Below are 11,429 nucleotides of genomic sequence, written 5' to 3'. Positions count from 1 at the left end.
CGGCTGCATTCGGCTGCCCACCAAAATGGCCGCCATCTTCTTCAAGGAAACGCCGCCGGGAACACCAGTCCAAATCATTGGTGAAAGCTCGCTCGCCGCCACCGAAAGCGCGATCCCTATCGGCGTCGACACGATTCCCGATGTGGCTACGGTGGAGCCCAAACGTCCTGCCAAAAAGGCGAAGGTTGCAGCGGCTGCAGAATCGAAGCCGAAGTCAGCAGCCAAGCCAAAAACGACCGTGCGCCGGGCGATTGTGGACGCCAGCAAGCCTTCATGGTTCAAATGGACTCGCAGACCCCCACGCGGTGCCACGATCTATTTGAACGAGTAGCCCCTTCGAATCCGGAACGTAAACCGAACTTCCAAGTTCGGTGAGGGGGGGGCGAACTGGAAGGTGACTATTCAGGACCCCTCTAAAGTCGGCATGGTGAGGGGCGGCCGATGTGCGCTCCCGCGCATTTTCAGTTGCCCCTCACTCAACCTTTAACTTCCGCTATCTTCGCTTCTATACGGTTCTCCGAAGAAAGCATGCCCCAAGCCATACCCTCCTCGGAAAAGGGGAGCGCATTGCGGCTCCAATGAAGTTTCCAAGTGCTCCAGCGCGAATCTCCTCTCCCCGCCCACGGCACCGCTGCTCCACATCTCTTTCGGGGAGAGGCTGGGTGAGGGGAGAGATTTCGGGAGAGTACTTTGGCCTCCGCAGGGACCTGAAAAGTTACTTTGGAACTTCGGTTCACTTCACCATGATCCACCCCACCAAGATGAGAATGGGCAGCAGGATGGGAATCGAGAAGCGGAACATGTAGGCCAGGAAAGAGGGCGCATGGACCTTGGATTTGTCCGCGATCGCTTTCACCATGAAATTGGGACCGTTGCCGATGTAGCTGCCCGCTCCGAAGAACACCGCCCCGAGTGAGATCGCAATGAGATGCGGCGCATGCTCGGCCGCGAACTTTATCACGTCGGCGGGGGAATCGACGGAGAGATGCTCCTGGCCCATCGAGGCGGCGAGGAAGGAAAGGTAGGTGGGGGCGTTGTCCAGGAAGGCGGAAAGCGCACCCGTGGTGAAATAATACTGCATGGGCGAGTTGATCTGCAGCGCCTCGCCGCTCTGCAGGATCTGCAGCGCGGGGATCATGGTGAGGAAGATGCCGACGAAGAGAAAACCGACTTCCTTGACCGGGCCGAAATTGAAGTCATTTGCGTCATGCACCTCCGGCTTGGTCGTGTAGTAGGAGGCCACGGCCGCGCCAAACATGATCAGGGCGGGGATGGAGAAGACACCGAGCAGGGTGGTCTCCTGAACGCTCTTGGGCAGGAAGACCGCCGCAAGCACCACACCGAGCCACAGGATGTTCAGCAGGCCGCGGAAGAGCCAGTCTTCATGCGCTGTTTCCATTTCACGAATTTCCTTGGGGATGCGGGAGAAGTTGCGCGTGTCGAAGATGAAGAAGACGACGAGCAGCAGGGTGACGGCAAGCGCCCAGGCCTGCCAGCAGTGCTGCAGCACCCAGAAGAAGGAAACGCCACGCAAAAAGCCAAGGAAGAGCGGCGGATCGCCGATGGGTGTGAGGCAGCCGCCGACGTTGCTGATGATGAAGATGAAGAAGACGATGTGGAAATGGGTGATGCGGAACTTGTTCATCTTGATCCACGGACGGATCAGGAGCATCGAGGCTCCGGTGGTTCCGATGAAGTTGGCCAGCACGGCTCCGATGAGGAGGTAGAGGGTGTTGACGAACGGGGTGGCTTCGCCCTTGACTCGGATGTTGATGCCTCCCGAGATGACGAAGAGGGAGCCCACCAGGGCCATGAAGCTGACGTATTCATGCGCGGCATGGTGCAGCGGGTGCCAGTCGTTCTGGACAAAGGCGTAGTAGGCGGTGGTGACCAGGCCCAGCCCCACGGCGACCTTTGGGTAGTGATGCTCCCAAAAGTGCGCCGCAAAGAGCGGCATCAGGGCGATGCAGAGCAGCAGGATGGCAAATGGTGCCAGCATGCCCATGGGGGGCAGTGCGGCGTGGGCGGGGGCATTGGCGAGGATGAACATGCAGCAGGGAATGGCTGGAGATATGTACAGGTGGATAGACGCAATCGGTGGGCCGAAAGCTGTAAAATCCTCGGGAAAGAGGCTGGGGAGAGCTTACTCCGGACGACGGTCCAGAATGCCCTTGGCTTTCTCAAGTTCGCCGATCGCCCAGTCGCTGATGCCGGGTTCATCGGTGTCTGCGGACCCGGTGATGTGCATGCGCCGGATGTAATACTTGTCCATGAACGCCACGATCTTCTCAGAAACACCGAGGATGCCGCGGTGCACGTGAAGGACGGGCTTTTTCAACTTTCGGGCGGTGCTGACGGCCTTCTGGGCGGTGCCTGCGGCCTTGGCGGCGAGGGTAAAGACCAGGGTGGCTTCCGCATCACGCACGTTGGAACTGACAGCCTCCAGCACGTTTTCCGTCTCGCCTTCCTTGAGCTTGTAGCGCGGGTCCAGCGTTTCCGCAGATCCGAGCAGGCCCTTCGGGCACCAGCCGCCGTGGGGACATTCGTATTTCAACGCCCACTCCAGAGCGGCGCGTTCGACGCCCATCTGAGCGCCGGTGATGATGACAAGTTTGAAAGCCATGGAACGTTCAGAAGAAATCAGGACTGCGTCTACGGCAAGCACGATCTCGCTTTATTCCAGGTGCCGTCCCAGCATCAGGTCCAGATTGCGTTCCACGATTTCACCCATGGATTTGCAGGAATCAAACAGATGGGAGTTGTGGTATTCACCCAGTTCGGAGCGGAGCTGCACGACCTTTTCGAAGGGCTCCACCGCATTGTTCTTCATGCAGTGCAGCAGGGAGGTGATGCGCTGGTGCTCGGAGAGGTAGCGGCGGGAGATGAGGCTGCGCTCTTCCTCCTGGTACTGCTTCATCGTGGGGTAGTTCAGGCAGGAGGAGCAGAGCTGCACCACCGGGTTGTTCTCTTTGAAGAACTGCGGGAGGTACAGGCTTTTGCGCCCTTCATAGCTCTGCTGGTCGAAGTCGATGGCACGCACGCGGTACTGCACCTCCTCAAAGTCAGGCGTCATGTCCACCACGTAATTGTAGCTGCGCATGTCGCCCAGAAGGCGGATGAAGCAGCGTTCGCTGAATTTCACGAACTCCTTGGCCAGACGGACACCGTTGAAGTCAGGACGCTGCAGGTAGTCGCGGATGAAGGCGTCTCCCGGCACACCGGCGATGTGCTCCTCCACCAGGGTGCCGCCCCGGTGCATCAGATAGTTGATGCGGTTCGGGGAGAGCAGGTGCTCCAGCTCCAGACCATAGACGCGGGAGGCGTCCGCAGTTTTCACGTAGAAGTGGTCGTAGTTGTCATTGTACTGGTTCACCACCCGGACTCGGAAGGGGCGGGAGTTGCCAAATTCGCAGTAGTCTACACGCTCCACGAAGAGGTGCGGCACCGCATGGAAGTCCCCCGTGCGGAGCTGCGAGTAGATGCTGGTGAGCTTGGGATAGAGCTCCTTCTGCAGCTCGCGCGGATAAAGTACGCTGCTCCAGTAGGTGGCATTGCCCTCCTTGTCGAAGAGAGGGTAGCTTTCGGAGAAGTTGCGCAGTTCATCATACTGCGTGGGCAGCGAGTAGCAGCGCCCGAACTGATCGAGGTACTCGATCAGCTCATCGGTGACGGGGATGAAGTTTTTGCGCTTGGTGATCTCGTTCATGCCGGCGCTGTGTCGCACTTCGCGTTCCAACTATCAAGGCGGACCTATTTGAGGCTTGTGCGATAGACTGACTTCCTTGCCTTGAAGGCCAACGGCCTTCCGTCATATAGCCTAGGGGGGCGAGCTTTAGCGAGTGCTCCCCTGGGTTCCGGCAGCCAGTCTGGGAAGCAAACCCAGTACTCCGCCACACTTTTATCCCGCCAGCAGCGTCTGCAATGAGCCCCGCTGCGAGTTTGCCGCATTCAGGCACTGAGTCCACTTCCAGCAGAAATGCTCTGCTTGTCAGTCCATTGCGCAAGGTTCAATAGGCGCCGCTTTACGGAGCGGTAGTCGCAATTGGAGCACTTCAGGTCCCGGCGGGTGGCAGGAAGCCGATGCTTGAGAGGTGCTGGAGGTAGAGGTTCATGCGGGCCTGATTGATCGGCGGGCAGGTGATTCCGCTGCCCTCAAGATCCTGCAGCGCATTGTGGTAGAATTCGGAGGAGCGCTCTTGAGTCAGATTGAAGAGCACCTGGCGCGGAATGAAGAGCTGGTACACGGCAATGGGGTTTTGTTGTACGCCCAGGCCGCCGGCAAGTGTTGCCTCCCATTGCGCCTCTGGCACTTCCTGGATGGAGTAGCCGAAGTCACGCGTGAGTTTCAGCACCTCACGGAAGCCCGGGGCGGCGGGATTGATGAGGTGGTAGTTGCGTCCGGTACCGGTGAGATTGAGCGAGAGCCGCACGATGGCTGCGGCCACGAAATCGACGGGTGTTAGAAGGGTGCTGTTTCCTGAGTCTGGCCCCACGCCTGCGGCCAGGCAGGTTTTGAGGAAGGTCCAGATGATATTGTCAGCGGGGCAGATGCCGGTGCGGTCATCACCCACGAGCAGGCCAGGGCGGTACACATGGACCGGGAGGCCGTGCTCACGGGCTTGCGCAAACAGCTGCTCGGAAACCCAGCGGCTCTGGCTGTAACCTACGACGAGTTTCTCATGCAGCGGGAGCGGCGAATCTTCGCGCAGCGGCTGTCCATCCATGGCTTCACCGGCGGCGAAAATGCTGACACTGGAGAGGTAGTGCACGGGCTTGAGCCTGCCCTGGGCGGCCAGACGGATGATCTCCACAGAACCGCTCACATTGATCGTCCTGAGCTGTGCATAGGCGGCAATGTGGTTGATGTGTGATGCTGTATGATAAATGCTGTCCACCGTGGTGGCGAGTTCATCAAAGGCGGCGGGTTCAAGACCGAGCAAGGGCAGCGCGAGGTCTCCCAGGACCGGGATAATGCGGGCGCGGAAGGACTCCTCCCAGCAGCCATGCTTTTGCAAATGCGCCTCGATCTGCTGCACGGCGTCGGCAGTGTCTGCTGCGCCAATGAGGCAGTACACCTTGGCATGGGTCTTCAGCAAAAGATCACGCAGCAGATAGGCGCCGAGGAATTCCAGCGCTCCCGTAAGGAAGAGGCACTGCGGCTGCTGGATCTGTGCTGCCGAGACATGCCCCGTGGCGAAAGGAATGTTCCAACGGGCGAGGTCTGCATCCTGCACCATGTCATTTTCAGCAGGGACAAGCGCCGCAGATTCCGACGTGGCCGCGGCAGGCTCGGCTTTGCCGCCGGTCATCAAGTTGAGCAGGATCTCGGCGAGTTTTTGCACCGTTGGCGCACCACCCATGAGCTGCCCGGTGGGGATGGCGATGCCAGTCTGACTTTCAATCTGATGGATGAGCTCCACCGCCATGAGCGAGTCGATGCCGATCTCATTGAGCGGACGTTTGGAGTCAATCTTGCCGGGAGTGGTGCGGAGGATCTTGGCCACCTGCTCGCGCAAAAAGGTGTCCAAAATGCCCGGCTGGTCCGCAGGCGCGGCGCCAAGCACGGCCTCGCGCAGCCAGTTGGAATCGTCGGACTGATGTTGCCTGAGCGCATCTTCCGTGGTCAGCAGCGCATAGCGCGGCGTCGCGATGATGGCTGGTGTGACGGAGGCCCACTTGGACCAGTCAATGCGCGAGACCATCATCTGGCAGATGGCAGGCTGCTGCATGAGACGGCCCAGAATGGGCAGGCTCTCCACAGGTGTGATGCCAGACCAGCCGATGCGGGCAAAGTGCTCCTCAAGCTTCTTGTGACGCGCCACGTAACCGACACCCGCCATGACGCCCCAGTTGATGGTGAGACCCGGCAGGCCCTGCATGCGGCGGTGATTGGCCAGTGCATCCAGAAAGGCGTTCGCAGCAGCGTAGTTCGCCTGGCCGGGACTGCCAATGATGGATGCCACCGAGGAGAACATGACAAAGTGATCGAGCGCCAGTCCCCGCGTCTGCAAATGCAGATTCCACGCGCCGTTGATCTTGGGCGTGGTGACCTTGGTGAACCGTTCCGCATTCAGCTGCGAAATCAGCCCGTCATCCAGCACCATCGCAACGTGGAAGACACCTCGCAGCGGCGGGTGAGACTGCGCGATCTCCTGCAGCAGCGTGGTCACGCTGGCAGGATCGCTCACGTCGGACTTGATCACCGTCACTTCGGCACCCGCGGCCTGCATTGCGGCCACGCCGGCACGGGCTTCATCACTGGAGGCACCACTGCGGCTGGAGAGAACAAGATGTCGCGCGCCTTGCTTCACAAGCCACTGCGACATGGCCAGGCCAAAGCCCCCAAGTCCGCCCGCCACGAGGTAGGTGGCATCAGGATTCAACTGGAGCGCCCCATCCGCTGTGTCGGCGCTGAGCGAGACCTTGGCATCCGCCATGGTGAGCACCACTTTGCCGATCTGCCTTGCCTGCGTGATGTAGCGGAAGGCATGCGCCGCATCCGCCAGCGCAAACGAGCGATAGGGGAGCGCAGGAAGCTTGCGCGAACCAAACAGCTTTTTCAGGCTGCCCATGATGGACTTCGAATTGCGCGGATCGAGCGCATGACCGAGGTCGATCGCGTGATACGAAAGATTATGGCGGAAGGGGAAGAGCCCAACCTTTGTGTTGCCATAGATGTCACGCTTGCCGATTTCAAGGAAGCGGCCATACTGCCGCAGCAGCGAAAGGCTCTGATGGATGGCTTCACCCGCCAGCGAATTCAGCACAAGATCCACGCCCTCATCATTCGTGATGCGCATGACCTCCCCTGCAAAGGCCAGCGTGCGTGAATCCAGCACATGCTCCACGCCGATCTTCTTCAAGAACGCACGCTTCTCCGCGCTGCCAGCCGTGGCAAAAATCTCCGCCCCAGTGGCCTTGGCGATGCGCACCGCCGCCTGGCCGACGCCGCCGGTGGCGGCATGGATGAGCACACGTTCACCCTTCGTCATGCGCCCCTGATGCGTGAGCGCATAGGAGGCGGTCAAATACGTCACCATCATCGTGGCCGCCTCTTCCATCGTGAGGTGAGCGGGCTTGATCAATACCGCATACTCGACCGTGGTGACGTGCGTGCCGAAGCACCCGGCCGCGAGCGCCATGACCTCGTCTCCCGGTTTGAACTGCGTCACGTTGGCACCCACGCGAACAATGCGTCCGGCGCATTCATCGCCAAGCAGCATCGCATCCGCAGCTTCGGCGGGATAAATGCCCAGCGCCTTCATCACATCGCGGAAGTTCAGCGCAGCAGCGCAGATTTCGATCTCCACTTCATTCGGCCCGGGCGCACGGCGCTCCTTGGCGCGGAACACCAGCTTGTCCAAGGAGCCAGGTTTGGCAGACTCAAGACGGAAGCACTGCTCAGCGTTGAGCGTGGACGTGCTGCTTTGCGCCAGATGATCCAGCGAGCCATGCACCAGACGGTGGGCATACCGCGCCTCACCGCGCCAGGCGATCTCGGTTTCCTCATCGGCATGGAGTAGTTCGTTGAGCAAAATCGCACGGTCCTGCGCGCCAGCAGCGGCATCGAGATCAATGCTGCGGCAGTGCAGGTCCGGATGCTCGCTCATAATCACGCGGGCCATGCCGTGCAGCGGCGCTTGCATGAGAGAGACCGCAGAAGTTTTCTCACCAGCAGGCTGCGCGCCACGCGTGACGAACCACAGGCCGGGCAGCGTCACATGGCCTGCTGCAATCAGCGCCTGCACCAGATGGAGCGCACTGTGGCAGACGAGTGCCTGAGACTGCACAATCTCATCCGTCGTGATGTCCGCGCCCGCCGGTGCGTCGAGACTCCAGAGATGGATGACGCCTCGCAGGGGCGCGGTTGGCGGCAGGTCGGAAAGCAGGCGTGTGTAGTCTTCGGCTGCGGATGCGCGGAGCTTGACGTCATCAGCAGAAATTCGCTCGAAGGTGTCCGCAGCGGTGACCACGCGGCAGGTGTTGCCTCGCTGACGCAACTCCTCCGCGAGTGATGGTGCAAGGCCCTGCTGATCGGCTAGGATCAGCCAGTGGCCAGCCTCCGCAGGCGCTTCATCCACGACGCCGGCAAGTTGCGGCAGTTCCGGACCACGCGCGAGCAGGACGACCTGCCCGCTCTGGCTTTGGTTGGAGGCATCAGCCACCGCTTCCACGCTGGCAAAGCCTGCTGCGGCGATGATCTGAAGCCAGTCGATGGCAGGCAGCACAGGATGATGCGCGCGCAGCGCCGAGTCCTGGAAGTTCCACCAGCGTGCGTCCGTGCCGCATACCAGATCATGCCAGGGTGTGGCTCGCTCGAGCTCCAGGACCATGAGCAGTCCGCCGGAGGCCAGCAGCTGGCGCACATGTCCCAGCGACTGCTGCACGTTCTGTGTCAATGACAGCGCATTGGAAATGAGGACGATGTCAAAACGCTCGTCAGCAAAACCCTGTTCAGCCGGCGCGAGATCTAGATCCAGCACGCGGTACTGCACCGAATGGTAGTCGCTGAATTTTTTCCCGGCCTGATCAAAGTGGCGGTCCGAGACATCCGTGAAGCAGTACTCCACACCCGACTGCGGCAGGCATGGCAGCACGCTGGCGGTCACTCCGCCGGTGCCTGCGCCGATCTCCAGGATGCGCGCGCGCCGTCCCTCGGGAAGATTCGCCAGCGCTGCGCTGACCGCTTCACCAATGACATGGTTGTAAACTCGCGTGAAGACGGACGCCGCCTCAAAGTGCTCCAGCATGTTCGCGGAAAGCACGCCTGCGGCATCGCTCTTGCCGCGCAGTAAATCAGCCAGTCCGTCGGTGCTGCGGTCCAGCAGGATGAGCTCGGGATGGAAGGCCGGGAAATGGAAGACGAAGTCCTGCCAGGGCTTGTCGCGATTCAGTGATGCCGGTTTTGCCGTGACCGTCCATGCAGGTGCTTCAGCAGATGGCACAGCTTGCAGCCAGCCGTCCGGCTCCAGCAAGATGAGCAGGCGGTGTACAAAGCGCTCATGCGCGGGCTGCACCTTCGTGCGTTTCAGCAAGGCGGGCAGCGTGAAAGTCTCGCCCGGTTTGGGGCGCCAGCCGAGCTGCTTGAACACCGCGAGAATCGAGCTGCGGCACAGCTGCAGAAAGCGCGGCTCCCATTCCTGATAGCGCACGTTCATGCCTAGCGCCGTGCTGAAATCAGCAGCACTCACTCGCAGCTTTGCTGCCAGCTCGGCGTTGTCTGGCAGGTAGTCAGCAGGCGTGCGTGCGCTGGGCGCTGCGGCCAGCGGCTTGAGCTGCCACTCGGACTGGTACAGCCAGTCTGCCTGTGCGCTGGAGCCGGGCGCGCTGCTCATGGCGGTGTGCTTGCAGAGGAAGTCGGTGATCTCCAGCTGCACATTGCCGTCGTCATCGAGAATGAAGAGATCGATGACGATGATCTTCTTCGCGATCGCCTGCGTCCTGCGCACATAGGCCCACACCTTGGCACCGGGCCTGGAGTAGCAGCGGATGCGCTCCATGCGCGCCGGGAGGTAAAGACCATCCGCCGGAATCGCGATCGTGGGATGGATGCACGCGTCCAGCAGTGCGGGATGGACGATGTAGCGGTCCATCTCCGCCACCACAGCGGCGGGCAGTTCGATGCGGCCGAGGGCTTCATCCTGGCCCGCCCAGACATGCGTCAGCGCCTGAAACTGCGGGCCGTAGTGCAGCTCCGCAGTGGCGGCAGATTGATAAAAAGTTTTGCCATCGAGTTCCGACACGCAGCGCTTTTGGATCGCGGCAAGATCAAACGGCGCAGGCTGTCGGCGCTCGGGCTCGGCTCGCATGCGTCCGGTGACGTGCTGCGTCCAGTTCGGCGGGTCCTCGGTGAGGGTGCTCTTGATGACGAAGGTGTTTTCCTCCGGCTGGCAGGAGATCTGCACCAGCGGCACATCATCCCCTGCAGGCAGGATGCAGCCGCGATGGATTTCGAGTTCTTCAACGAGCACCGGCTTTTCCAGGTGCAGCTCACGGCCGGCGGCCAGCGCCATCTCCACATAGCCTGCACCGGGGAAGATGAGGTGCTGGCCCACTCGGTGGTCCTTCAGCCAGGTCAGTACGTTTTTGTTCAGCGCAGTTTCCCAGGTGGGCTGAAAGTTTTGCAGTGCCAGCTTGAGCAGCGGATTCAGCTGCGGACGCGTCCGCAAATTCATCGAATACGCGGGCTCATGCCAGAAGTGCTCCTTCTGCCAGGGGTATTCCGGCAGGCGAATCGCGGAGCTCGCCTGCGGGTAGAGTCCCTGCCAGTCCACCTCATGACCATTCACATGCAGTGCCCCCAGTGTGCCCAGCAGCGTGGCGCGCTCCGGCTTCTGGCGTCGCAGGGATGGCAGCACCAGCCCGATGGCTTCCGCCGTGGTGAGGCATTCGGACATCGAATTGGACAGCACGGGGTGCGGGCTGATCTCAAGAAAATGCGTCTGTCCTGCGGCGATCACCGCATCAATGGCCGGGGCAAAGAGCACGCTCTGCCGCACATTGCGCCACCAGTACTCCGCGTCGTAGTCGGTGCCCTCTGCCAGCTTTCCGGTGACGGTGGAGAAGATTTTGACTTTGCCCGTCTGGGGCTGCAGGCCTGCCAGCGACTCGGCCAGTTCCTCCCTCACCGGGTCCATGTGGGCGCTGTGAAACGCGTAGTTCACCGGCACGTAGCGCACAAAAAGCGCACGCTGCTCCACCTCTCGGAAGATCTCATCCACCGCATCGCTGTCACCCGAGATGGACACCATCTTGGGGCCGTTCACAGCCGCGAGAGACGCTCTCTCGCCATACGGGGAGATGAGGGCTTCGGCTTCCTCACGCGTCAGCGCGGCGGCGATCATCTTGCCGCGCAGCGGTGTCTTCTCCATGCACCGCCCGCGATGGTGGATCACGCGCACCGCCTCCGGCAGAGACAGCGCGCCGCACACATGCGCCGCAGCGACTTCTCCCATGCTATGTCCTACCACAGCATAGGGGCGCACACCCCATGACTGCCACAGCGCCGCCAGCCCCACCTGCAGGGCAAAGAGCGCCGTTTGCGCGATCTGCGTTTCGTTCAGCCGCGTGGTCGTTTCATCACGACGCAGCTCATCCAGCAGCGAGCAGCCGCCGAGCTTGAGCAGTTCATCATGGCAGGTCTGGATGATCTCGCGGAACACCGGCTCCTGCTCCAGAAGTTCACGCCCCATCGCCCACCACTGCGGCCCCTGACCGCTGAAGACAAAGACGAGGCGGGCGTTTTTGACTGGCTGCCCAACGTTGAGTCCGGGGGGCTGCTCTCCGCTCAAATAGGCGGACAGTGCGGCGCTCATCCCGGCACGTGTGCTTGCCACCGCTGCGAGACGAAATTCATGGTGCGTGCGCCTGCGGCTCGCCGCGGCGCAGATGTCGCTCAGAGAGAGGGATTCATCCGCAGACTCCAGGAA

The 11,429-nt window shown here is 61.2% G+C and carries 5 protein-coding genes; 1 reads left to right on the top strand and 4 read right to left on the bottom strand.

Annotation, left to right across the window (positions count from 1 at the left end):
• A partial coding sequence (locus WAW39_RS19255; protein ID WP_422320791.1) for a hypothetical protein occupies positions 1-331 on the top strand: 331 nt, incomplete at its 5' end.
• Positions 332-733: 402 nt separating this feature from the next.
• Here the strand turns inward: WAW39_RS19255 and WAW39_RS19250 are convergent.
• From WAW39_RS19250 to WAW39_RS19235, 4 genes are all read right to left on the bottom strand, one after another.
• Positions 734-2,050, bottom strand: coding sequence for a sodium:proton antiporter (locus WAW39_RS19250; RefSeq protein ID WP_422320790.1), 1,317 nt, complete (start codon positions 2,048-2,050; stop codon positions 734-736).
• 93 nt (positions 2,051-2,143) lie between these two features.
• A complete protein-coding gene (locus WAW39_RS19245; protein WP_422320789.1) occupies positions 2,144-2,623 on the bottom strand; it encodes a YpsA SLOG family protein in 480 nt (159 codons plus the stop codon).
• Positions 2,624-2,674: 51 nt separating this feature from the next.
• Positions 2,675-3,706 carry a hypothetical protein gene (locus WAW39_RS19240; RefSeq protein WP_422320788.1) on the bottom strand — a complete coding sequence of 344 codons (1,032 nt, stop codon included), beginning with the start codon at positions 3,704-3,706 and terminating at the stop codon, positions 2,675-2,677.
• A gap of 346 nt (positions 3,707-4,052) precedes the next feature.
• A complete protein-coding gene (locus WAW39_RS19235) occupies positions 4,053-11,315 on the bottom strand; it encodes a thioester reductase domain-containing protein (protein ID WP_422320787.1) in 7,263 nt (2,420 codons plus the stop codon).
• Between the last annotated feature and the right edge of the window lie 114 nt (positions 11,316-11,429).

This window comes from Prosthecobacter sp., assembly GCF_049294395.1.
GTDB lineage: Bacteria > Verrucomicrobiota > Verrucomicrobiia > Verrucomicrobiales > Verrucomicrobiaceae > Prosthecobacter.
The sequence above is the reverse complement of the archived record's forward strand: the minus strand, read 5'-3'. Positions and strand labels throughout refer to the sequence as shown.

Coding starts and splice junctions, on each gene's coding strand:
- WAW39_RS19250 (WP_422320790.1), bottom strand. CDS start 2,050: ATGTTCATCCTCGCCAATGCCCCCGCCCACGCCGCACTGCCCCCCATG.
- WAW39_RS19245 (WP_422320789.1), bottom strand. CDS start 2,623: ATGGCTTTCAAACTTGTCATCATCACCGGCGCTCAGATGGGCGTCGAA.
- WAW39_RS19240 (WP_422320788.1), bottom strand. CDS start 3,706: ATGAACGAGATCACCAAGCGCAAAAACTTCATCCCCGTCACCGATGAG.
- WAW39_RS19235 (WP_422320787.1), bottom strand. CDS start 11,315: ATGAGCGCCGCACTGTCCGCCTATTTGAGCGGAGAGCAGCCCCCCGGA.